This window comes from Paracoccus alkenifer, from assembly GCF_900108405.1.
GTDB lineage: Bacteria > Pseudomonadota > Alphaproteobacteria > Rhodobacterales > Rhodobacteraceae > Paracoccus > Paracoccus alkenifer.
This window is the reverse complement of record NZ_FNXG01000001.1, coordinates 318,205-340,791: the sequence shown is the minus strand read 5'-3', so window position 1 is coordinate 340,791 and position 22,587 is coordinate 318,205. Positions and strand designations below refer to the sequence as shown.

Genomic DNA, 22,587 nt, shown 5'->3' with positions numbered 1-22,587 from the left:
CATCAATCTGCTTGACCGGCGGGTTTCGTTGCAGCTGAGCCTCACGCCTCCGTGGCTGGTCGCCGATCTGGGCCGCCCGCGTCGGGTGCTGTCCTTTGCGCCGCATAATCCCGGCTTTCGCACCGCGCGCCACATCCTGATGCGCGAGCTGCGCAATGCCGATCTGCCGCCGGGACTGGATGCGCATCGCTGGCTGGAGGGCCAGTTGCAGGCGACCTGGCAGCGGGATTCGGTCTGCATGATGACCTCGCGCGCGCTGCGCCATTACCGGGTCCGGCGCCACGGCCCGGTGTGCTGCCTCGCCACCGTCGGGCTGGGCAATGCCGAGCGCGTGGGCCACCGTCGGCCGGCGCCCTCGTCCGGCTACGGCACCATCAACCTCGCGATCCTGATCGAGGCGGGGCTGTCCGAGACCGCGATGATCGAGGCGCTGACCATCGCCGCCCAGGCCCGCACGCTGGCGGTGCTGACCGCCGCGATCGCGCTGCCGGCGGGGGCGGCAACCGGCACCGGCACGGATTGCATCGCGCTGGCCTGCGACGCAGGCGACACGGCCTATGCCGGGCTGCATACCGAACTGGGCGAGGCGTTGGGCCGTGCGGTGCATGACGCGGTGCTGGCCGGCGCCCGCGACTGGGTGGCGGCGCATGGGCATGTGCCGCCCGACCATGTGGCGGATTGCCCGGCCGACGCGTGATCGCGCCACATTGCGGGCCGGGCCGAGCCGGAGATGACCCGGATGATGTCCCGGATACTGGCCGCAACCGGCGCGATCCTGCAAAACCGCCGCGCGGTCAGGCCAGCGTCGCCGGCGCGGACGCCGGCCGCAGCACCCCCGCCGCATAGTGCGCGCCCCCGCTCGCGCTCCCGTCCCCGGCCTGCGCCTGCCGGTATTCCGTCGGGGTCAGCCCTCGCTCGGCTTTCAGGCTGCGCACCAGATGCGGCGCGTCGCAGAACCCGCAGGCCAGCGCGATCGAGGTCACCGTGTCCCCGGTCGAACGCAGCCGCAGCAGCGCGCGGTCAAGGCGCAGGTCCAGATAGACCTTGCGCGGCGAGCATTTCAGATCGGCGCAAAAGCGGCGTTCCAGCGTGCGGCGCGCGACGCCCAGTTCCCGCGCCAGCTCGTCGACGGTGCGGGGGATCTCGATGTTCTGCTGCATCCGCAGGATGGCGCGGCGGACCAGCGGATCGCTGGCCCTTGGGCCCGGCTGCTGGCCGGGCTGGGGGCGATCGGCGCTTAGCGCGTCGTCGATCATCATGATGTTAAGGCTTTTGATCGCCGCAGAGCGGCCGATATGGCGCTGGACCAGAAACGCCGCCAGATGCGCCGCGCCATGCCCGCCCGAACAGGTCATCCGGTCGCGGTCGATCACGAAGATCTGGTCCGAGACCGGGGTCTCGCTGTCGAAACGGTCAAGGAAATCCTGATGGTGGAACCAGCTGACGCAGCAGCGATAGCCTTGCAGCAGCCCGGCCTCTTGCAGGATGAACACGCCGGTGCACAGGCCGATCAGCGGCACGCCCGCGGCGGCGGCGCGGCGGATATGGTCCAGCGCCTCGTCGCTGATCGGGCGATAGTCGCCGATCAGCCCGCCGACGACGACCAGATAATCATAGCCGCCGCCGTTGCGCAGCCTTGTGTCCGGCTGGACGCGGATGCCGCAGCTTGAGCGGATCGGGGACTGGTCATGCGACAGCACCGACCAGTCGCACAGGATCGGGCGCGACTTGTCGGCCTCGTCCGCGGCCAGCCGCAGCACATCGACGAAATTGGCAAAGGCCGACAGGGTAAAGCGGTCGGCCAGCAGGAAACCGATGCGCAGCCGTTTGCGGGGCGGGTGGGCGGCTTGGGTCATGTCGCAATCATTCAATCCTTGTGGCGTATATATTCCTTTCCCCGGCGCCGCTCCAGAGTAGATTTGCGGCAAACCCCTGACAGTCGGCGACCCGGAACATGACACGCTTCAGCGCATTCTCGTTGATAAGGAACGCCCTGACCGGGCACAGGCACTGGACCGAGCAATGGCCCGAAAGCCAGCCAAAGGCGGAATACGACGTGGTGATCGTGGGCGCGGGCGGGCATGGGCTGGGTGCGGCCTATTACCTGGCCCGCGAACACGGCATCACCAATGTGGCGGTGATCGACAAAGGCTGGCTGGGCGGCGGCAACACCGGGCGCAACACCACCATCATCCGCTCGAACTATCTTTACGACGAAAGCGCGCGGCTGTTCGATCACGCGGTGGATCTGTGGGAAGGTCTCAGCCAGGAGCTGAACTACAACGTCATGTATTCGCGGCGCGGCGTGTTGATGCTGGCCCATAACGTGCATGACGTGCAAAGTTTCCAGCGCCATATCCACGCCAACCGGCTGAACGGCGTCGACAACCGCTGGCTGAGCGCGCAGGAATGCAAGGACTACTGCCCGCCGCTGAATATTTCCGCCAATGCCCGCTATCCGGTGCTGGGCGGCGCGTTGCAGGAACGCGCCGGCACCGCGCGCCATGACGCGGTGGCTTGGGGCTATGCGCGCGGGGCGGCGGCGCGGGGCGTCGACATCATCCAGAACTGCCCGGTCACGGCGATCAGGCGCAACGCGGACGGCTCGGTTGCGGGGGTGGACACGGCCAGGGGCTTTATCCGCGCGAGAAAGGTGGCGGTGTCGGCGGCCGGGAACACATCGGTGGTGATGGACAGCGCCGGCGTGCGGCTGCCGCTGGAAAGCTATCCGTTGCAGGCGCTGGTCAGCGAGCCGGTCAAGCCCTGTTTTCCCTGCGTGGTGATGTCGAACGCGGTCCACGCCTATATCAGCCAATCCGACAAGGGCGAGCTGGTGATCGGCTCGGGCACCGACCAGTATACCAGCTATTCCCAGCGCGGCGGGCTGCCGCTGATCGAACACACCATCGCGGCCATCGTGGAAATCTTTCCGATGTTCAACCGGATGCGGATGCTGCGCAAATGGGGCGGCATCGTGGATGTGACGCCGGACCGCTCGGCCATTCTGGGCAAGACGCCGGTGCCGGGTCTTTATGTGAATTGCGGCTGGGGCACCGGCGGCTTCAAGGCGACGCCCGGCGCCGCGCATACCTTGGCCTGGACCGTCGCCAGGGACGAGCCGCATCCGATCAACGCGCCCTTCACGCTGGACCGTTTCCGCACCGGCCGCCTGATCGACGAGGCCGCCGCCGCCGCGGTCGCGCATTGATGCGCGCCACGCCAATTGCGCATTAAGGATAGCTCTCCATGCTGCTGATTCATTGCCCCTATTGCGACGAAACCCTGCCCGAGGCCGAATTCACCTATGCCGGCGAGGCGCATGTGATCCGTCCGCCCGACCCCTCGGCCCTGTCCGACGACGACTGGCAAGGCTTTCTGTTCATCCGCAGCAACACACGCGGCCCGCATTATGAACGCTGGCGGCATTTCCACGGCTGCGGGCGGTTTTTCAACGCGGTGCGCGATACGGTCAGCGACCGGTTCCTGACCACCTATCCGGCCGGCCAGCCCCGCCCCGCACTGGAAACCCTGACCGCAGCGTCGGAGGACCGGAAATGAGCCAGTATCGCGTTCCCGGCCGTGGCCGGGTGGATCTGTCGCGCCCGGTGGATTTCACTTTTGACGGGCGCAGCTATCGCGGCGCGCAGGGCGATAGCGTCGCCTCGGCGCTGCTGGCCAATGGCGTTCACCTGATGGGCCGGTCGTTCAAGTATCACCGCCCGCGCGGCGCCATCGCGGCGGGGTCCGAGGAACCGAACGCCCTGATCGGCACCAGCCGCGGCGCAGGGCGGTTCGAGCCGAACACCCGCGCCACCATGCAGGAAATCTGGCAGGGGCTGGAAACCACCTCGCAGAACAAGTTTCCCAGCCTGAAATGGGACGTGGGCGCAGTCAACGACGCGGCCTATATGCTGTTTTCGGCCGGGTTCTACTACAAGACCTTCATGTGGCCGAAAAGCTTCTGGAACAAGGTCTATGAGCCCTTCATCCGCGCCGCGGCCGGGCTGGGCACAGCCCCGACCGAGGCGGATCCCGACCAATATGCCTCGCGCTATCTGCATTGCGATCTGCTGATCGTGGGGGCGGGGCCGGCGGGGCTGGCGGCGGCGCGGGCGGCAATGGCCGAGGGGCTGCGGATCGTCATCGTGGACGAGAACGCGGAACCCGGCGGCTCGCTGCTGTCCGAACCGCAGGCGCGGATCGACGGCCTTCCCGCATGGGACTGGCTGGACGATGAGCTGGCGGCGCTGAAAGCCGCGGGCGTGCGCATCATGACCCGCACCACCGCCATCGGCTATTATCATTACAACATGCTGGCCCTGTGCGAGCGGGTGACCGATCACCTGCCCTCGCTGCCTGCCGACACCCCGCGCGAACGGATGTGGCGGGTGCGCGCGCGCCAGGTAGTGCTGGCGCAGGGCGCGCTGGAAAAGCCGCTGGTGTTCCACGGCAACGACCGCCCCGGCGTGATGCTGGCGGGCGCGGCGCAGACCTATCTGAACCGCTACGGCGTCAAGGTCGGCAATGCGCCGGTGGTGGTGACCAGCCACGACAGCGCCTGGTATGCGGGTTTTGACCTGCAAGAGGCCGGCGCGCGGGTGCAGGCCATCGTCGACACCCGCCCCCATGTCCGCGACGATCTGATGGATCAGGCGCGCGCGCTGGGTATCCCGGTCAGGCTGTCGCATACCGTCACCGCGACCTCGGGGCGGCTGCGGGTCAGCGGCGTGCGGGTGAACCCGGTCAGCGGCGCGGCGGTCGGCGCGGGCCAGCAGATCACCTGCGACGCGCTGCTGATGTCGGGGGGCTGGACGCCCTCGCTGCATCTGTTTTCGCACACGCAGGGGAAACTGGCCTGGGACGACGATCTGACCACTTTCCTGCCCCACGAGACGCGCGAGGCTTGCGTGATCGCCGGCGCCGGCCGCGGGCTGTGGGGGATCGAGGCCGCGCTGACGGACGGCGCCGCGCGCGGGCGCGAGGTCGCCGCCGCGCTTGGCCACCCCGGCAATCCCGCCGCGGTCTCGGTGGAAAACGACCGCCCCGGCAGCGGTGTGTCGCAAAAGGAACTGCCGACCGACCGCAATCCCGGCCGCGCCAAGGCTTTCGTCGATTACCAGAACGACGTGACCGCCAAGGATTTGCGGCTGGCCGTGCGCGAAGGGATGCGCTCGATCGAGCATGTCAAGCGCTACACCACCAACGGCATGGCGACCGATCAGGGCAAGATGTCGAACATCAACGGGCTGAACATCGCCGCCGACGCGCTTGGCCGGCCCGCGCCGCAGGTCGGGCTGACCACCTTTCGCCCGCCCTATACGCCGACCACCTTTGGCGCCTTTGCCGGCTATCAGCGCGGCGCCCATTTCGAGGTGACGCGCAAGACCCCGATCGACCCCTGGGCCGAGGCGCATGGCGCCGTGTTCGAGCCGGTCGGCCAATGGCGCCGGGCGCGCTATTTCCCGCAGCCGGGCGAGGATATGGACACCGCCGTCCGCCGCGAATGTCGCCAGACCCGCGAAAGCGTCGGCATCTTCGACGCCTCGACGCTGGGCAAGATCGAGGTCGTCGGCCCCGATGCCGTCACCTTCATGGAGCGGATGTATACCAACCCCTGGGCGAAACTGGGCGTCGGGCGCTGCCGTTACGGCCTGCTTCTGGGCGATGACGGCTATATCCGCGATGACGGCGTGATCGGCCGCATGGCCGAGGGGCGTTTCCACGTCACCACCACCACCGGCGGCGCCGCGCGGGTCATGAACATGATGGAGGATTACCTTCAGACCGAATGGCCCGATCTGGATGTGTGGCTGACCTCGACCACCGAGCAATGGTCCACCATCGCGCTGAACGGCCCGAATGCGGCGAAACTGCTGGCGCCCCTGGTCGAGGGGGTGGAACTGACCGAGGACGCTTTTCCGCATATGGCCTGCATCGAATGCACCGTGGCAGGGATGCCGGCGCGGCTGTTCCGCGTCAGCTTCACCGGCGAGATCGGGTTCGAGGTCAACGTGCCCGCCCCCCTTGGCCGCAAGCTGTGGGAGATCTTGTGGGACGCCGGCCAGCAATACGGCATCGTGGCCTACGGGACCGAGGCCATGCACGTTCTGCGCGCCGAAAAGGGCTATATCATCGTCGGCCAGGACACCGACGGCACGGTCACCCCCTATGACGCCGGCATGGGCTGGGCGGTCGGCAAGAAAAAACCCGATTTCGTCGGCAAGCGCGGCCTTGCCCGCCCCGACCTTGCCGCCAAGGGCCGCAAGCAGCTGGTCGGGCTGCTGACCGAGGACCGCAGCAAGCTGGAAGAAGGGGCGCAGATCGTGTTCGACCCGAACCAGCCGATCCCGATGAAGATGGTGGGGCATGTGACCTCCTCCTATCATTCGGACGCTGCGGGCCGGCCCATCGCGCTGGCGCTGGTCGAGGGCGGGCATGACCGCATGGGCGAGGTGGTCCATATCCCCATGCCGGACCGCACCATCGCCGCGAAAATCACCGGGACGGTCTTTGTCGATCCCGAAAACACCCGCCTGAAAATCTGACGCAGAGGCAAAGATGAGCATGGAAATTTCCTCGCTGACCCCCGGCGTTCTGGTGGACACCCCCGCCGCCCGGGTCGCCGTCCAGCCCGCGGCTGGCCGCCTGTCGCTACGCGCCCGCAAAGCCGCGCTGCCGGCGCTTGGGGCGGCGCTTGGCGTCAGCTTGCCCACCCGCATCGGGCAGCGGGCAGCGGGCGGCGGGATCGAGGCGATCTGCCTTGGCCCCGACGAATGGACGATCCTGACCCCCGCCGACGCCGTGGCCGGCCTGCTGGCCGCCGGCGCGGGGGTGGACCACCCCCACAGCCTTGTCGACATCTCGGCGCGCGAGCTCACGCTGCGGATCCAAGGCCCCCGCGCGGCCGACCTGCTGACGCTGGCCTGTCCCCGCGACATCGACACCATCCCGGTGGGCGAAGGCCGCCGCACCGTTTTCGACGGCGCCACCGTGGTGCTGTGGCGCGACGGGGAAAACAGCTTTCGCATGGATATCTGGAACAGCTTTGCCCCGCATCTGGCCCGCCTTATGGGCATCGGGGCGCGCGAACTGGCGGCGGAACCCGCCTGACGCGTGGATCAGGACAGTTGCGACGACGGTGTTTTCGGCGTCGAACCAGCCCGCGGCGCCGCGCCGAAGGGGGCGGGGCAGGATCGCGCCGCCCTTTGCGCCGGCGGGAACCTCCATCAAGGCTTGGATAGACGCCTGCGCATGTGCTTAGGTCCAAACCGGAAATTATCGCCATCGGGACCGTTGGCGCCGGGTGGTTGCGGCGGGCGGTGCATGAAAAGGAAGCCATGATGCTGACCGAGGAACAGGAACAGATCCGCGACGCCGTGCGCGAATTTGCACAAGACCGGCTGGCGCCCGGCGCGGCGCTGCGCGACCGCGAGCACCGCTTTCCGCGTGACGAGCTGACCGAGATGGGCGAGCTGGGCTTTCTGGGAATGCTGGTGCCCGAGGACCACGGCGGCTCGGAAACCGGCATGGTCGCCTATGCGCTGGCGCTTGAGGAAATCGCCGCGGCGGACGGGGCCTGTTCCACCATCATGTCGGTGCACAGCTCGGTCGGCTGCGTGCCGATCCTGCGCTTTGGCACCGAAAACCAGAAGGCGCGTTTCCTGCCCCGCATGGCCAGCGGCGAATGGATCGGCGGCTTTGCCCTGACCGAGCCCCATGCCGGCTCGGACGCCTCGAACCTGCGCACCAAGGCGCGGCGCGAGGGCGATCATTACGTCATCGACGGGGCCAAGCAGTTCATCACCTCGGGCAAGAACGGGCAGGTGGTGATCGTGTTCGCGGTGACGGATGCCTCGGCCGGCAAGAAAGGCATCTCGGCATTCATCGTCCCCACCGACACCCCCGGATACGAGGTGGTTTCCGTCGAGCGGAAACTGGGGCAGCACGGCTCGGACACCTGCGCGCTGGCGTTCACCGAGATGCGGGTGCCGGCCGAGAACCTGCTGGGCCAAGAGGGGCAGGGCTATCGCATCGCGCTGTCGAACCTCGAAGGCGGGCGCATCGGCATCGCCGCGCAGGCGATCGGCATGGCGCGTGGCGCCTATGAGGCCGCGCTGGCCTATGCGCGCGAACGCATCACCTTTGGCCGGCCGATCATCGAGCATCAGGCCGTGGCCTTCAAGCTGGCCGACATGGCGGTGCAGATCGACGCGGCCCGGCTGCTGATGCTGCGCGCGGCCATGCTGCGCGAGGCCGGCAAGCCCTGCCTGACCGAGGCCAGCATGGCCAAGCTTTTCGCCACGGAAATGGCGGAGAAAATCTGTTCGGCGGCGATCCAGATCCATGGCGGCTATGGCTATCTGGCCGATTACCCGGTCGAGCGCATCTATCGCGACGTGCGGGTGTGCCAGATCTACGAAGGCACCAGCGAGGTGCAGCGCCTGGTCATCGCCCGCAATCTCTAGGCGCCGGCCACCTGTAATGCGGTGACGGCGACGCGGTAAAGGCGACCGGGGGGACGGCACGGCACGTCTGCAAGGCCGGACGCCGGCCCGCTGCTGCGTCACCACCCGTCCGCGGACCACCCCGCGCCGGCCGGCCGCGGTGCGGGCAATCCGTCAACGGCGCGGGTGCCGGCGGGGATCGGGACGGTGATGTTTCGGGGCGAGCAGGCGATGGCGATGCCGCCGCCTGCCAGCCTGCGGAATACGGGGTCGCGGATGTCCAGCCCGCCGGTATAGGTGCCAAAGGCCGGCAGGATCAGATGTTCCCGTCCCAGCGCGAAACAGCGCCAGCTGCGGCCGGCCAGCCGGATCGCCGGGTGCAGGTGCCCCGAGATGTCCGGCCCCCGCGCCGGCTCCGGCCCGGCGCCCGGCCCAGCCCCCGGCCCAGCCCCGTGGCCAGCTTCGTGGCGCAGGGTGAAGGGGCCGTGAACACAGCCGGCGCCGCGTCCGGGGAAACCGGGGCCGGGGGCGTTGCGGTCGTGGTTGCCGCTGATCCACAGCCAGTCGCGCCCCGCGGCCAGCGCGCGAATCCGCGCCAATGCCTCGGGGGCCATTGCCCCGGCCGCATGATCGTCGTCGAAGGCATCGCCCAGCGACACCACGGTGGCAGGGTCCAGCGCCGCGATCTCGGCGGCCAGCCGGTCCAGGGTATCGGCGACCTCCCACGGCGGCAGCAGCGGCCCGCCGCGCCTTGCGTAACGCTCGGACCGGCCCAGATGCAGGTCCGACACGATCAGCATCCGCCCCGCCGGCCACCACAGCGCGCCCGAGATCCGGGCAATGAAATCCTCGCCCGCAAAGCGCAGGGGGTGGCCGGGAAATGTCTCAGCCCTTGTCATTCGTCAGCCTGTCCAGTCCCGCAGCCGCCATCAGATCCTGCGCCATCTTTTCCGCCAGCCTTTCGTGGCCCGAGCCGCCCAGCCGGACCCGGCCCATTTCCAGCAGCAGCGGCGCGGCCAGCGGCGACACCCGGTCAAGCTGGCGCAGCTCGATATGGGGATTGCGCAGCAGCATTTCAGAGATGCGGTCGAAATCCACAAGCCCGCGGCGCGTTTCCTCGCGCGTGGCGCGCAACAGAATATGGTCCGGGTCGTGGCGGCGCAGCGTGTCGTGGATGATGTCGCTGGAAAATGTCGCCTGCCGCCCGGTCTTGCGCGCGCCGGGCCGGTTGCGCTGGATCAGCCCGGCGATGGTCGCCACCGCGCGAAAGCTGCGTTTCATCAGCGAGCTTGCCGCCAGCCAGTCGTCCAGCCCCTGTTCCAGCGTCGGTGCGCTGAGCAGCGATGCGGCGTCCCCCACCCGGCCGAGCGAGGTCACGAGCAGCGCGTGGTCGGTTGCCAGAAACCCCAGCGGCGCAAGACCCGCGTTTTCCATCTGCCGCGTGACCAGCAGCCCCAACGTCTGGTGGGCGTTGCGGCCGGCAAAGCCGTAGATCACCAGATGCCAGCGATCGGCGCGGGGAAAGGTCTCGCACAGCAGGGTGCCGGGGCGGGGCAGGGCGCTGACCTCGGCCTGAAGCTCCAGCCAGGCGCGGATGTCCGCGGGCAGGTCGCGGTGGCGGTTCGGGTCGGCGATGATCGCCAGCATCCGCTGGGAAAGCTCGGTCGAGGTGGCGAATTTCAGCCCCGAGTAGACGGCGATCCTGGGCTCGCGGCCGGGGGCGGGGGTGACCTCGACCACCAGTTCGCGCAGCCGGTCATAGCGCAGCACCTGCCCGCCCAGCAGAAAGCTGTCGCCCGGGGTCAGGCTGGCGGCAAAGCTTTCCTCGATCTCGCCCAGCGTGGCACCGCCCCGGCCCCGGCGGCGGACCTTGAGCTTTTCGGACTCGGTGATGGTGCCGATATTCATGCGCAGGTCGCGGGCGCTGCGGGGGTCGCGCAACTGCCAGCATCCGTCGCGCAGAACCAGCCGCTGCCAGCGGTCATAGGCGCGCAGCGCATAGCCGCCGGTGGCCGCGAAATCCATGCAGGCATCGAAATCGGCGCGGCTCAGGGCGGCATAGGGGCCGGCGCTGCGAACCTCGGCATAAAGCCGGTCGGCATCAAAGGGGCCGGCGCAGGCGGTCAGCAGGATATGCTGGATCAGCACATCAAGCGGGCCGGGGCCGCGCGGCTCTCCGTCCAGATCGCCCGCGCGCACTGCCTCAAGCGCGGCGACGCATTCGATCACCTCGAAACGGTTGGCGGCGACGATACGGGCGCGGGACGGCGCGTTATAGCGGTGGTTGGCGCGCCCGATCCGCTGCACCAGCCGCTTGATGTTGCGCGGCGCGCCGACCTGGATCACCAGATCCACATCGCCCCAGTCGATGCCGAGATCAAGGCTGGACGTGGCCACCACCGCGCGCAGGGCGCCCGCGGCCATCGCGGCCTCGACCCGCAGGCGGGCCTCGCGCGACAAGGCGCCGTGATGCAGCCCGATGGGCAGGTTGTCGTCATTGGCGGCCCAGATCGCCTGAAAGAACAGCTCCGCCTGCGCGCGGGTGTTGAGAAAGATGATGGTGGTGCGCGCGCCCGCCACCGCGTCCAGCACGTCGGGCACCGCATGGCGCCCGCCGCCGCCGGACCATGGCGGCGGCCGGCTTGTGGGCAGCAACGCGATGTCGGGGGCGGGGCCGGGGTCCGCCTCGATCACCGCCGCCCCGCCCATGAAGCGGGCCAGCGCCTGCGGATCCTCGACCGTGGCCGACAGGCCGGTGGCGGCCAGCCCCGGCGCAAGGTGGCGCAGGCGGGCAAGCCCCAGCATCAGCTGGTCGCCGCGTTTCGATTCCGCCAGCGCGTGCAATTCGTCCAGCACCACCCGGCGCAGCCCGGAAAACAGCCGCGGCGCCTCGGGCCAGGACAGCATCAGCGCCAGCGATTCCGGGGTGGTCAGCAGGATTTCCGGGGGGTCGGCGCGCTGGCGGCGGCGCTGGCTTTCGGGGGTGTCGCCGGTGCGGTCGCCCAAGCGGATCGCCAGCCCCATCTGTTCGATCGGCCGCGCCAGATTGCGCGCCACATCCGCCGTCAGCGCCTTGAGCGGCGAGACGTAAAGCGTGTGCATCCCCCGTGCGCCGGTCAGATGCAGCTCCACCAGCGAGGGCAGGAACCCCGCCAGCGTCTTGCCGCCGCCGGTGGGGGCGATCAGCAGCGTATCCTGCGCAGCCCCCAGCAGCGCAAGCTGGTGGGGATGGGGCTGCCAGCCGTGGCCGGCGAACCAGTCGGCGAACAGCGGGGGCAGGCCGGTCACAGCATCGCCCGCAGGCTGTCCAGCCGGTCGGCCTCGGCCGCGGGCTTGTCCCAGCGGATGCGGGCGATGCGCGGGAACCGCATCGCAAGCCCCGAGCGGTGGCGGGTCGAGACGTTCAGCCCCTCGAACGCCACCTCGACGACCAGTTTCGGCGCCAGCTGGCGCACGGGGCCGAAACGCCGGGTGGTGTTCTTGCGCACGAAACGGTCCAGCTCGCGCAGTTCCTCGTCGGTAAAGCCGAAATACGCCTTGCCGACCGGGACCAGATCGCCCCCGTCCCACAGGCCAAAGGTGAAGTCGCTGAAAAACCCCGAGCGTTTGCCATGCCCGCTTTGCGCATAGATCAGCACCGCATCGACCACCATCGGGTCGCGTTTCCACTTGAACCACGGGCCGCGCGGGCGCCCGGCCAGATAGGGCGCATCGCGGCGTTTGATCATCACCCCCTCGATCACCGCCGCATGGGGGGCTGCGCGCAGGGCGGCCAGGTCATCCCACGAGGTGAACGGCAGCAGCGGTGACAGGTCGATGCGGGCGGGGTCCAGAGATGCGGCCTCAAGCGCGGCGCGGCGCTCGGTCAGCGGCAGCGGGCGCAGATCGCGGCCCTGCCAGGTCAGCATGTCGTAAAGCCGCAGCGCCGCCGGATGGCTTTGCAGCAGCGCGCGCCCGACGGTCTTGCGGTTCAGGCGCTTTTGCAGATCGGCAAAGGGGGCGATGTCGTCGCCGCGCCGGACCAGCAATTCGCCGTCCAGCGCGCCCTCGAAATCCATCGCGGCCAGCAGGTCGGGAAAGGCCGCGCCGATTTCCTCGCCGGTGCGGGAATAAAGCCGGCGCTGGCCACCCTCGGACACCGCCTGCACGCGGATCCCGTCCCATTTCCATTCGGCCACATGGTCGGCAGGGTCCAGCGCCGCCAGTTCGGCAGGCGTGACCGGGGTGGACAGCATCACCGGGCGGAACGGCGCGGCAACGGGCGGCGGCAGCGGGCCGCCCCGCAGCCACGCGAAAAGAGGCAGGAACGGCGGCTGCATCCCGTGCCAGATTTCCTCGATCTCGTCCACGGAACGGGGGCTGCCCATGGCCAGCGCGACACGCGCCAGCCGGGCCGACACCCCCACCCGCAGATTGCCCGTGGCCAGTTTCAACAGCGCCAGCCGCTCGGGCGGGGTCAAAATATCCAGAAGCCCCGCGATCACGCCGGGCAGCGACAGCTTGCCGGTTTCGCGCAGCAGCGAGACGGCCTGCGACAGGGAAACCTCGGGGCCGGTGGCCGGCTCGGCTGGCCAGATCAGCGCGATGGTTTCGGCCAGATCGCCGACGAAATCATAAGACAGCGCGAAAAGCTGCGCGTCCACCCGCTCGGCCGCCAGTCCTTTGAGCAGGCTGGGCGACATCTGCCGCAGATCCAGCGTCCCGGTCAGCGCCGCCAGCGCCCAGCCCCGGTCGGGGTCGGGGGTGTCGTGCAGGTAATGCGACAGGATGGTCAGCTTGGCATTGCGGCCGGGGGTAAATGCCAGCCGTTCCAGCAGGCGGGCAAAGGCTTTCATTCCGGCTCGTCCTCGTAGCCGACCAGCCGCAGCGGGCGGGCGGGAATGGCGTTCAGCTCGCACCAGCGCAGCAGCCCGTCCTCGGCCCCGTGGGTGATCCAGACCTCTTGCGGGGCCAGTTCGCGGATGGTGGCGGTCAGCGCCGGCCAGTCCGCGTGATCGCTGATGACCAGCGGCAGCTCGATCCCGCGGCTGCGGGCGCGGGCGCGCACCGTCATCCACCCCGAGGCATAGGCCAGCACCGGGTCGCGGAACCGCTGCACCCAGGGGGAGGCAAAGGCCGAGGGCGGGGCGAGGATCAGCCGCGCGCCGCCCGGATCTGACGCCGGGACCAGCGGGCCAAGCCCGATGCCCTGCGCGACATGGTAATCGCACAGAGGCTGCAAGGCGCCGTGAATGGCGATGGGCGCGTCATGGCCGGCGGCCCGGGCCAGCGCGATCATCCGTTGCGCCTTGCCCAGGGCATAGGCGCCGACCAGATGCGGGCGGTCGGGAAACTCGGCCATGCTGGCCAGCAGCCGCCCGGCCTCGACCAAGGGGTCGGGGTGATGGAACACCGGCAGGCCGAATGTGGCCTCGGTGATGAACACATCGCAGGCGACGGGTTCCCACGGCAGGCAAGTGGGGTTCGGGGTCCGGCAGTAATCGCCCGAGACCAGGATGCGCGGGCCGCGATCCGGGGTGATGAGGATCTGCGCCGAACCCAGCACATGCCCGGCGGGATGAAAGCTGACGGTGACGCCGCCGATGCGGGTGGGGCCTGTGGCCGCCTGCCGGCTGGCGGCGAAATCCTCGCCATGGCGGATCGCCATGATGTCCAGCGTCTGGCGCGTGGCCATCACCGCGCCGTGGCCGGGGCGGGCATGATCGGAATGGCCGTGGGTGATCAGCGCACGCGGCACCGGGCGCAGCGGGTCGATGTGGAAATCGCCCGGCGGGCAGTAAAGCCCGGCCTCGGTCGGGCAGAGGATATTGTCGGGGCGGGGGGTCATGGCCGGGGGCGCGCCCCGTCGCCCATGGCGGGGCGGTCGGCGGGCAGCCTGCCCGGCATGAGGGGGCCCGGGGCGCCGGCATCGGTCATCGCGATCCTCCGTTGCGGTCACCTGACGGAAACGGAGCCTGCGGGGCGGCAGTTCCCCGCAGCGACGCGTGCGATCATCGCCGCCTATCGCCGCGGGCGCCAGCCGATGTCCAGAATCAGCCGGTTTTCGTCATACATGGCGATCGTCGAGGACCGGCGCTGCCCGGCCAGCCGCAGCATCAGCCGCGGCGACAGCTCGACCTCGACCCCCAGCGTGTGCAGCGCATCCCGGCGCGGGGTGCCGAAGATGGCCGAGCCTTCCTCTCGCTGCCAGTCGAGGCCCAGCGACACCCGCCGCCCGGCGACCCGCCGGGTCAGGGACGCCCCGGCGCGATAGCGGATGGCATTGTGCCCGGCGACGGCTTCGCCGACCGACAGATGCAGCCCCAGCGCACCGATCCGCGGCAGCGCGCTGTCCAGCGACAGATCCAGGAACCCCTGGGCATAGTCGTCGCGCCAGGTCTGGCGCAGGCCCAACGACAGCGCATGCAGCCCGCCCGCCGCCTCGAAATGCCCGGTGCCGCGCAGCCCGGCCCAGGACAGGTTCGCGTCGGAAAGATCGCTGCGGGCCAGCGAATGCCCGGCGCAGGCGTCCAGAAACCGCCAGCCCGGCAGTGCCTGCGCGATACAGGCCTCGGCCGCCGCCTCGCCGCGCCAAAGGTCGTGGCGCGGCGCGTGCACCGCCATGGCCTGCGCCGACAGCCGCATCACCCGCCCCGGGGCCAGCCGATACCGCGCCCCGACCGAGGCGGCTGCCCCCACGACCAGCCCGCCGCGGGCGCGGCTGGCCGCATCGACCGTCAGGTCAAGCCCGCCGACCGAGATCGTGTCGCCCGCAATCCCGCCGTTGATGTTGTCATCCCAGCGCAGCACCGGCCGCACCGAGACCCCTCGCCACAGCAGCACCGGCCCGTTGCGCCCGTCGTGCAACATCCCCTCGGCCTGCATGAGCCGGGCGAGCAGCGGCCCACCGCCCGCCGGGCGGTCGCGCATCAGCGCAAAACCCGCCAGCCGGGTTGAGCCGGACAGCAGCGCCGCCTGCACCCGGTCCAGCGGCTCGGTCGCCGCCGGCTGGCCCGCCAGCAGCAGCAGGCCGGCGAGGGCAATGCCCCGCCAGCCGATGGTGCGAACGCGGCGCATTCCGGGGGTCAGGGCGACCGTTCTGCGACGAAACCGCTATCGCCGCCGACGATAAGCACCCCTCCGCCGCCAAAGGTCACATCGCCGGTAAAGTTGCCTCCCACGGCAGCGGCGCCATCACCCCGGAACGTCCCGTTCATGTCAAGATCGGCGGTCACGTCACCAAGATCGCTGCCGGTCAGTGTCCCGGTGACCTTGCCGCTCAGCCCGTTGCCGCTAAGTTGGCCGTTGCTGATGTCCAGCTGGCCGCCCAGCGTCGGCCCATCCTCGACCCCGACATTGTGGATACGGCCCGTCACACCCCCGCCGGCAAAATCGGCGGTCAGCGCCATCTGGCCCAGCGCGGCCTCGTAACCCGCATCGCCGGGCCGGACATTCTGGCCGGTCTCGCTCATCTCGATGAAGGCATAGCCGTCGTAACTGGCCTGGCCGGAGGTAGGCATGGCCTGGGTTTCGGACATGGCCGCGACGCGCCCATCCATCGCCACCGCCTCCGGGTCATGAGCGTCAAATGTCTGTCCGGGCGGCCCCCCGCCGCCACCGCCGCCACCGGGTGGCGGGCTGCTGCTGGACCCGCTGCTGCTGCCCATGCAGCCCGACAGCAGGAAGGCGGCGATGACGGCGAGGGCGGGACCGTCGGCTCTGGTTAACGGCATCGGATTTCCTCCATGAATCGCAATCGTTACGGGCAACGGCCCGGGTCCGATTACAGCCCACGGCGCGACATTCTGTCTTCACCCGCGCGGGTGAAAATCGGCGGATTTCAGCGCGTCGAGCGGTCGTAAAGCCGCAGCAGCTCCAGTTGCGAGCCGGTCTCCGTCCGCGCCAGCAGGCTTTTCACCTGGCTGCGGATGGTTTCAGGGGACAGCGCGTGCAGCCGCGCCATCTCGTCGATGCCGTGGCCGGCGACGATACCTTCAAGCGCGCGGCGCTCGGCATGGGTCAGGCCGAAGCGGCGCACCATCATGTTCAGGCGCTGCTGTCCGGACAACCCCCGGCGCGGGTCGATCAGCACCGAAACCGTCGGCCCGCAGAACAGCCGCGTTTCGGCATCGCCCTGATGGCGCACCAGCGTCAGTTGCGCGCGCGCGTCGTCAAGCTGCACCATGTTGCGGCCGCCATGGTCGCTGCGCAGCAGCGCGCCCAGCGCGGCATCCGCGCGGGCATCGGTCAGCCGCAGCGCCCCCGACACCGGGTCGCAGCGGTGCATCGCCGCGCCGTGGTCGGGACCGGCGCGAAAGCGCAGCGCCCGTCCCTGCCCGATCACCAGCAATTCACACCCCGCCGCCTCAAGCTGCGCGGCCAGCCCTTGCGCGGTCCAGGCTCGTTCGCCCAGCAGCCGATAATGGCGCACGACCTGCCGCAGCACCGACCAGGCGCGGGCCAGCCGGTCGCGGGCGCGCAGCACGTCGCCGGGGTCGGTGCTGGCCATGTTCAGGGTGATCGCGGCCGATTCCTCGGGGCGGGGCGCGATCACCATGCCGGCGGTGGCCCGCAGCGGATAATGTCGCGCGAATTCCTGATAATACGCCGTGCGCTCAAGCTGGTCGCGGGGCAGGGTCTCGATATCGGCGGTGGCGCGGCCTTCCTCGGCATAGGGATCGGCGGGCCACAGCGGGTTGATGGCGCTGAAGTCACGCAGGTAAAGCTGCATGATCTCGTCAAAGTCTTCGGTGACGAAATAGCAGGGCAGCGGCTGGTTGCGATCCGTCTGCACGAACATCGAGACATTGCCGCCGGGCAGATCCCGCGCCAGCAGCGCCAGACAATCCGCCCAGCCGGTCTCGCCCAGCAGCGCCGACAGCGCCGCGGCCCGGAACCCGTCCACCAGCGCATCCACGTCTTCGGCGGGGGCGGCGATACGGTGGCTCATGGGACGGGCTCCGCTCTGCTCCGGGCGGGCCGGAGCCGTTCAGGGAAAAGCAGTCAGGTCCGATACTTGAGGAAAGGCGAGGGGCCGATTCCTGTCAAGCCCGGTCAGCATATTCCCGTAGGTAGATCGGTATGCCTATGCGCCGGCCGGGGCGTCAAACGCCATCGCGCGGGCACGGCCGCCGGGGGCGGGCTTAGTCGGAAACCTTCTTTACGAACTGGGATTTCAGCCCCATCTGGCCAATCCCCGGAACCTTGCAGTCGATGTCGTGATCGCCGTCCACCAGCCGGATGCCGCGGACCTTGGTGCCCACCTTGACGACCGAGGACGACCCCTTGACCTTGAGATCCTTGATCACCGTCACCGTATCGCCGTCGCGCAAAACGTTGCCCACGCTGTCGCGCACCTCGGGCGCGGCATCTTCGGATGCGCCGGGCTGCCATTCATGGCCGCATTCCGGGCAGGCCAGGAGGGCGTCCAGCTGATAGCTGTAGACAGAGGAACACGCGGGGCACGGAGGCAACATATCGGTCATGGCCGGTTCATATTGAAATCACCGGCGGCAGGCCAGACGCCTTGTCCGGCGCGGGGCCAGTGCGGGGTCGGCGCGGGGTCGGTTGCCCAGCGCAGGGCAACAATGCAACAATCCCGCATCGGAGAGGGGATATGCGTCGGCCAGGTCAGACATGCGTCGCGATCACCGGGCTGGCCGCCGTGCTGTGGGCGCTGGCCCTGCTTGTCGCCGCCGCTGCCGCGGATAACGCGCCGGCCGATGAGCTGCGGATCATCACCTCGTATCAGGCCGATGTGGTCCAGCCGCTGCAAGAGGCGTTCGAGCGCAGCCATCCCGGCATCCGCATCCGCGTCCTGAACAAGAACACCCATGCCGCCGTGGACGAGGTTCTGGCGGGGAACGACCGGCGCTTTGACCTGTTCTGGGCCTCGGCGCCCGAAGCCTTTGCGGTGCTGGACAAGGCGGGGCGCCTGATCGACCTGGGGCACGGCCCCCATGCGGATTTCGCGTGGTCCGCCGTCGGCTGGACATGGCGCGGCCCTCGGGACGGCCCGGTGCCGCAGGACTGGAACGACCTGCTGGACCCCGCCTTTGCCCAAGGCATCGCCATGTCGCATCCGATGCGGTCGGGCACCATGCATTCCCTGCTTGAAACCATACTTCAGGACCGGGGCTGGCAGGCTGGCTGGGCGTGGATTCTGGAACTGGCCGGGCAGCTCAGCACCATCTCGGCGCGCAGCTTCGGGGTGCTCGAAGGTGTCGAGAGCGGCGATTTCGCGATCGGTCTGACCATCGACTTTCTGGCGCTGACCCGCAGCGACCGCGGGCTGGTTTTCCGCTATGGCCGCCCGGTCATCATCATCCCCGCGCGGATCGCGGCCCTGCGGGGCGGCACAAGGCCCCAGGCCGCGGCCGCCTTTATGGATTTCGTTCTTTCCCCCGAGGGGCAGCGCATCCTGCTGCGGTCCGACATTCGCCGCATTCCGGTGGATCCCGACATCCGCGCCGAGCTGGCGCAATCGCTGCACCCCGAGGTGCGGGCGGCGCTGAATTTCAGCTGGTCGCGCTACGACCCGGAACTGGCCGCCCGCCGCTACTGGGAGGTCAAGCAGCTGTTCGAGGCGTTCGTCGCCCGCGACCTGCTGCTGCGGCGCGAGCTGTGGCGTCGCCTGCGGGCGCTGGAACAGGCTTTGCCGCCGGAACGCGCCCGCATCCGGCGCCTGCTGACCTGGATGCCGCTGACGGAACATCAGGCGCGCTCTGCGCCTCAGGACCGCGAAACGCTGCTGGAATGGGCCGAGCGCTCGCACACCATCCTGCGCGACGCCGAGGCGTTGATCCGCAGGCTGGAGCAGCCGCGGTGATCGGCCGGCACCCGCGCGGCTCGATCCGGGGGCGGTTGCTGGCGGCGCTGGTGCTTGTGGTGATCGTCGCGGGCGGGGTGCTGGCGGTGGGAATGATGGTGATGCTGCGGGCCGAACGCGATTTTCGCGTGCTGGCGCAGGACCGCATCCCGGCGGTGGCGCTGGCGGGCGAACTGGCCGAGGCCACCGGCGAGCTGGCGGCGCTGGCCATGCAGGTGGTTGCCGATCCCGCCATGCCCGCCGCGCGGATGGAACAGGCAATCGGCAACGCGTCCCAAGGGGTCGAGGCCGTGCTGGCCTCGCCCGTGCTGCTGGCGGCGCCTGAACGCGCCCTGACCCGCGCGGGGATCGAGGCGGCCGAACGCGAGCTGCGCCGCGCCCTGACCGGCTTTGGCCGGATCAGCGCCGATCTGACCCGGCACGCGCAGGATGAGACGCGGGCGGGAACCGATCTGCGCTGGATCCACGCGGATGTGCAGGATCAGGTGCAGGGGATTCTCAGCGACCTGTCCTTCAACATGGATACGCAGCTGGCGGCGCTGGTCGTGAACACCGACCCCGACACCCGCGCCGTCGCCGAACAAAGCCTGTCGCAGGACTGGCTGCTGCGCGACCGGATGCAGCAGATCGGGTCCGAGGCCGCGACGCTGACCGCGCTGTTGCTGCACGCGCGCTCGGCCGACAGCCGCGATGCGCTGGACCAGACCGCCGCGCTTGGCCGCGATACGCTGGACCGGCTGGCGCTGGCGCAGCTGAATCTGCCGGAACGGGTCGACATTACGCTGCTGTCGCAGGCGCTTGAGCGGCTCAAGGCGTTTGCCTCGGGCGGGGACAGCGTATTTGTGCGCCAGCAACAGCGGCTGGAACTGCACCGCGCCGCCGTCGCCCGGTTGCATCACGCGCAATCCGCCCTTGCGGGGATGCAGTCGCAGCTGACCGACCTGGGCCGGACCGAACGGGTCGGCGCGCAGCGCCGCGCCGATGCGGCCGCGACCGCGATCATGCGCGGCTCGCTGTGGCTGGGGCTGGTGACGCTGCTGGGCGGGGTCGCGACTGCCGCCATTCTGGCGGTGTTCGTCCATAACCGCATCCTGCTGCGGATCGAGGCGCTTTCGGCCGATCTGGGCCGGATCGCCCGCGAGGATTCCGCCTTGCCCGGACGGATCCCCGAGACGGCGCGCGGCGACGAGATCGCCGAGATGGCGCGCGCGGTCGATGTCTTTCGCGCCTCGGTTCTGGAACGCCAGCAGGCGATGGAGCGGCTGCGGATGACGCAGCGCGAATTGGTGCAGGCCGGCAAGATGGCTGCGCTGGGGCAGATGTCCGCCGCGATCAGCCACGAGATCAACCAGCCGCTGGCCGCCATCGGACACCGCCTGCACAATCTGGGCGCGGCCCATCCCGATACCCGCCCCGCCATTGCGCGGATCCAGGCGCTGCTGGACCGGATCACCCGCACCATCGGCCATCTGCGCCGCATCGCCCGCCGATCCGCCCATCGCAACACCCGCGTCGCGCTGCACGAACCGGTGCAGGCGGCGCTGGAACTGCTGGACCACCGGCTGCGCGGCGAAGGTGTGGGGGTCGAATGTGCCGAGCTTGGCGGGCTGGCGGTGGCGGGGGATGAAATCCTGCTGGAACAGGTGTTGCTGAACATCCTCGGCAATGCGCTGGATGCCATCGCCGCGCGCGAGGGGGCGGCCGATCCCGGCCTGATCCGCATCGGCTTGTCGGGCTGCGATCCGGTCATGCTGTCGATCCGCGACAATGGCGTGGGCCTGGGCGGTCAGAGCGGGCTGGTGCTGACCGATCCCTTTGTCACCACGAAAGAGCCGGGCAAGGGGCTGGGCCTGGGGCTTTCCATCGCGTTCAATGTCATGCAGGACATGGGCGGGCATCTCGAGATCGAGCAGCACCCGCAGGGCGGCGCCGAGGTGCGGCTGCGGCTGAACCGCTGGCAGAAAGGGGATCGACATGCCCGAAGTGATGCTGGTCGAGGATGACGACGACCTGCGGCAGGCCACCGCCGAAACGCTGGAGCTTGCCGGTTTTCGCACCCACGTCTTTGACGCCGCGGCGCCGGCGCTGGCAGCGCTTTCGCCCGATTTTCCGGGGGTGATCCTGTCGGATCTGCGGATGCCGGGCCTGTCGGGGCTGGATTTCCTGGACCGGGTCCGCAAGATCGCGCCCGAGGTTCCCTTTGTCCTGATCACCGCCCATGGCGATGTTCCCGCCGCGATCCGCGCCATGCGGGGCGGGGCGCATGATTTTCTGGAAAAACCCTGTCAGCCCGAACTGATGCTGGACGTGCTGAAACGGGCGCAGGCGATGCGTGACCTGCATCTGGAAAACCTGCGCCTACGCCAGACCGGGATCGAGGCCCGGATGGACGACCGCCTGATCGGGCGGTCCCCGGTGATGTGCGAATTACGCCAGCGGCTGCGGGCGCTTGCGGGCGTGCAGGTCGATCTGCTGATCGCGGGCGAAACCGGCACCGGCAAGGAACTGGCGGCGCGACTGCTGCATGATCTGTCGCCGCGCGGGGCGGCGCCCTTTGTCGCGATCAACTGCGGAGCGCTGAACGAGGCCGAGGTGGACCGCGGGCTGTTCGGCGCGGGCGACGGCCCCGGGCTGATCGCGCGGGCCGAGGGTGGGACGCTTTATCTCGACGAACTCGAATCCATGCCCGACGGTTTGCAGGTCCGCCTGTTGCGGGTGCTGGAACAGCGCGAGATCACCCCGCTGGGCGCCGCCCCCCGGCCCGTCGATCTGCGCATCCTTGGCAGCGTCAAGCGCCCGCCCGATACGCTGGCGGCACAAGGGCGGCTGCGCGCCGACCTGTTCCACCGCTTCAACGCCACGCTGCCCCTGCCGCCCCTGCGCGAGCGCGAGGACGACGCGGCGCTGCTGGTCGCGCATTTCGCCGCCGAGGCCGCCGCCCGCCACGACCTGCCCAAACCCCATGTGGACAGCGCCCTGCGCCGCCGCATCGCCCTGCACGACTGGCCCGGCAATGTGCGCGAGGCCCGCAACCTGGCCGAGCGGCTGGTGATCGGGCTGGACACCAGCCTGCCCACCCAAGGCGCCCCGGCCGAGGCGCCGGGGCAGGGCTATGATGCAGCGATGGAGGGATTCGAGTCCCGCCTGCTGCAATCCGCGCTGATCGAGACCGGCGGCCGCAAGGCCGAGGCCGCCGCGCTTCTGGGCATCCCGCGCAAGCGGCTATACCTGCGGTTGCGCCATCTGGGGCTGGGATAAAGCGGGACGGGTCGATTTCGACCCGTCCCCGTGTCACAATTGACCCAAAACATTCAGGCAAAACAAATAGTTGAAAGC

The 22,587-nt window shown here is 69.4% G+C and carries 18 protein-coding genes; 9 read left to right on the top strand and 9 right to left on the bottom strand.

Features of this window, described 5'->3' with window-relative positions:
• Window positions 1-28 precede the first annotated feature (28 nt).
• The gene (locus tag BLW83_RS01645; protein ID WP_245728572.1) at window positions 29-697 is read left to right on the top strand and encodes an adenosylcobinamide amidohydrolase; all 669 of its coding nucleotides are present in this window, start codon (window positions 29-31) and stop codon (window positions 695-697) included.
• 97 nt (window positions 698-794) lie between these two features.
• On the opposite strand, the gene BLW83_RS01640 is transcribed toward BLW83_RS01645, so the two are convergent.
• The gene (locus BLW83_RS01640) at window positions 795-1,856 is read right to left on the bottom strand and encodes a GlxA family transcriptional regulator (protein ID WP_090844928.1); all 1,062 of its coding nucleotides are present in this window, start codon (window positions 1,854-1,856) and stop codon (window positions 795-797) included.
• Between the two features lie 98 nt (window positions 1,857-1,954).
• Here BLW83_RS01640 and BLW83_RS01635 point away from each other — a divergent pair, with 98 nt between their 5' ends.
• The 5 genes from BLW83_RS01635 (at window position 1,955) to BLW83_RS01615 (ending at window position 8,465) form a co-directional block, all read left to right on the top strand.
• Complete coding sequence (locus BLW83_RS01635; protein ID WP_090844926.1) at window positions 1,955-3,208, top strand: sarcosine oxidase subunit beta family protein; 1,254 nt, start codon at window positions 1,955-1,957, stop codon at window positions 3,206-3,208.
• A gap of 38 nt (window positions 3,209-3,246) precedes the next feature.
• Window positions 3,247-3,558 carry a sarcosine oxidase subunit delta gene (locus BLW83_RS01630; protein ID WP_090844924.1) on the top strand — a complete coding sequence of 104 codons (312 nt, stop codon included), beginning with the start codon at window positions 3,247-3,249 and terminating at the stop codon, window positions 3,556-3,558.
• Window positions 3,555-6,545: a sarcosine oxidase subunit alpha gene (locus BLW83_RS01625; RefSeq protein WP_090844922.1), complete on the top strand. Its 2,991-nt coding sequence runs from the start codon at window positions 3,555-3,557 to the stop codon at window positions 6,543-6,545. The genes BLW83_RS01630 and BLW83_RS01625 overlap by 4 nt, the downstream gene beginning before the upstream one ends.
• 13 nt (window positions 6,546-6,558) lie before the next feature.
• Entirely contained in the window at window positions 6,559-7,110 is a 552-nt protein-coding gene (locus BLW83_RS01620; protein WP_090844920.1) for a sarcosine oxidase subunit gamma, read from the top strand.
• A 227-nt stretch (window positions 7,111-7,337) separates the two neighbouring features.
• Window positions 7,338-8,465, top strand: coding sequence for an acyl-CoA dehydrogenase family protein (locus BLW83_RS01615; protein WP_090845836.1), 1,128 nt, complete (start codon window positions 7,338-7,340; stop codon window positions 8,463-8,465).
• A 98-nt stretch (window positions 8,466-8,563) separates the two neighbouring features.
• Here BLW83_RS01615 and pdeM read toward each other — a convergent pair whose 3' ends face one another.
• From pdeM to BLW83_RS01575, 8 genes are all read right to left on the bottom strand, one after another.
• Window positions 8,564-9,343: a ligase-associated DNA damage response endonuclease PdeM gene (gene pdeM, locus BLW83_RS01610; protein WP_090844918.1), complete on the bottom strand. Its 780-nt coding sequence runs from the start codon at window positions 9,341-9,343 to the stop codon at window positions 8,564-8,566.
• Window positions 9,330-11,732 (bottom strand): ligase-associated DNA damage response DEXH box helicase, encoded by a 2,403-nt coding sequence (locus BLW83_RS01605; protein ID WP_090844915.1) that lies wholly within the window; start codon window positions 11,730-11,732, stop codon window positions 9,330-9,332. Before BLW83_RS01605 ends, pdeM begins: the two co-directional genes overlap by 14 nt.
• Window positions 11,729-13,279, bottom strand: a complete 1,551-nt coding sequence (locus BLW83_RS01600; protein ID WP_090844913.1) for a cisplatin damage response ATP-dependent DNA ligase — start codon at window positions 13,277-13,279, stop codon at window positions 11,729-11,731. Before BLW83_RS01600 ends, BLW83_RS01605 begins: the two co-directional genes overlap by 4 nt.
• Complete coding sequence (locus BLW83_RS01595; protein ID WP_090844911.1) at window positions 13,276-14,271, bottom strand: ligase-associated DNA damage response exonuclease; 996 nt, start codon at window positions 14,269-14,271, stop codon at window positions 13,276-13,278. The genes BLW83_RS01600 and BLW83_RS01595 overlap by 4 nt, the downstream gene beginning before the upstream one ends.
• A 173-nt stretch (window positions 14,272-14,444) precedes the next feature.
• On the bottom strand, window positions 14,445-15,500 hold the full coding sequence (locus BLW83_RS01590) for a hypothetical protein (RefSeq protein ID WP_090844909.1): 1,056 nt from the start codon (window positions 15,498-15,500) through the stop codon (window positions 14,445-14,447).
• 8 nt (window positions 15,501-15,508) lie between these two features.
• On the bottom strand, window positions 15,509-16,156 hold the full coding sequence (locus BLW83_RS01585; RefSeq protein ID WP_143042710.1) for a transferrin-binding protein-like solute binding protein: 648 nt from the start codon (window positions 16,154-16,156) through the stop codon (window positions 15,509-15,511).
• Window positions 16,157-16,263: 107 nt separating this feature from the next.
• Window positions 16,264-17,373, bottom strand: a complete 1,110-nt coding sequence (locus BLW83_RS01580; protein WP_090844906.1) for a helix-turn-helix transcriptional regulator — start codon at window positions 17,371-17,373, stop codon at window positions 16,264-16,266.
• 193 nt (window positions 17,374-17,566) lie between these two features.
• Complete coding sequence (locus BLW83_RS01575) at window positions 17,567-17,908, bottom strand: zinc ribbon domain-containing protein YjdM (protein ID WP_090844904.1); 342 nt, start codon at window positions 17,906-17,908, stop codon at window positions 17,567-17,569.
• Between the two features lie 131 nt (window positions 17,909-18,039).
• On the opposite strand from BLW83_RS01575, the gene BLW83_RS01570 reads away from it, so the two are divergent.
• Genes BLW83_RS01570 through BLW83_RS01560 form a run of 3 tightly spaced genes read left to right on the top strand, consistent with a single transcriptional unit; the run spans window position 18,040 to window position 22,509 of the window.
• Window positions 18,040-19,251, top strand: a complete 1,212-nt coding sequence (locus BLW83_RS01570; RefSeq protein ID WP_090844902.1) for an ABC transporter substrate-binding protein — start codon at window positions 18,040-18,042, stop codon at window positions 19,249-19,251.
• Entirely contained in the window at window positions 19,248-21,254 is a 2,007-nt protein-coding gene (locus tag BLW83_RS01565; protein WP_245728571.1) for an ATP-binding protein, read from the top strand. The genes BLW83_RS01570 and BLW83_RS01565 overlap by 4 nt, the downstream gene beginning before the upstream one ends.
• Window positions 21,226-22,509: a sigma-54-dependent transcriptional regulator gene (locus BLW83_RS01560; RefSeq protein ID WP_090844898.1), complete on the top strand. Its 1,284-nt coding sequence runs from the start codon at window positions 21,226-21,228 to the stop codon at window positions 22,507-22,509. The genes BLW83_RS01565 and BLW83_RS01560 overlap by 29 nt, the downstream gene beginning before the upstream one ends.
• Window positions 22,510-22,587: the final 78 nt, after the last annotated feature.

Coding starts and splice junctions, on each gene's coding strand:
- BLW83_RS01640 (WP_090844928.1), bottom strand. CDS start 1,856: ATGACCCAAGCCGCCCACCCGCCCCGCAAACGGCTGCGCATCGGTTTC.
- BLW83_RS01635 (WP_090844926.1), top strand. CDS start 1,955: ATGACACGCTTCAGCGCATTCTCGTTGATAAGGAACGCCCTGACCGGG.
- BLW83_RS01630 (WP_090844924.1), top strand. CDS start 3,247: ATGCTGCTGATTCATTGCCCCTATTGCGACGAAACCCTGCCCGAGGCC.
- BLW83_RS01625 (WP_090844922.1), top strand. CDS start 3,555: ATGAGCCAGTATCGCGTTCCCGGCCGTGGCCGGGTGGATCTGTCGCGC.
- BLW83_RS01620 (WP_090844920.1), top strand. CDS start 6,559: ATGAGCATGGAAATTTCCTCGCTGACCCCCGGCGTTCTGGTGGACACC.
- BLW83_RS01615 (WP_090845836.1), top strand. CDS start 7,338: ATGATGCTGACCGAGGAACAGGAACAGATCCGCGACGCCGTGCGCGAA.
- pdeM (WP_090844918.1), bottom strand. CDS start 9,343: ATGACAAGGGCTGAGACATTTCCCGGCCACCCCCTGCGCTTTGCGGGC.
- BLW83_RS01600 (WP_090844913.1), bottom strand. CDS start 13,279: ATGAAAGCCTTTGCCCGCCTGCTGGAACGGCTGGCATTTACCCCCGGC.
- BLW83_RS01595 (WP_090844911.1), bottom strand. CDS start 14,271: ATGACCCCCCGCCCCGACAATATCCTCTGCCCGACCGAGGCCGGGCTT.
- BLW83_RS01590 (WP_090844909.1), bottom strand. CDS start 15,500: ATGCGCCGCGTTCGCACCATCGGCTGGCGGGGCATTGCCCTCGCCGGC.
- BLW83_RS01585 (WP_143042710.1), bottom strand. CDS start 16,156: ATGCCGTTAACCAGAGCCGACGGTCCCGCCCTCGCCGTCATCGCCGCC.
- BLW83_RS01580 (WP_090844906.1), bottom strand. CDS start 17,373: ATGAGCCACCGTATCGCCGCCCCCGCCGAAGACGTGGATGCGCTGGTG.
- BLW83_RS01575 (WP_090844904.1), bottom strand. CDS start 17,908: ATGACCGATATGTTGCCTCCGTGCCCCGCGTGTTCCTCTGTCTACAGC.
- BLW83_RS01570 (WP_090844902.1), top strand. CDS start 18,040: ATGCGTCGGCCAGGTCAGACATGCGTCGCGATCACCGGGCTGGCCGCC.
- BLW83_RS01560 (WP_090844898.1), top strand. CDS start 21,226: ATGCCCGAAGTGATGCTGGTCGAGGATGACGACGACCTGCGGCAGGCC.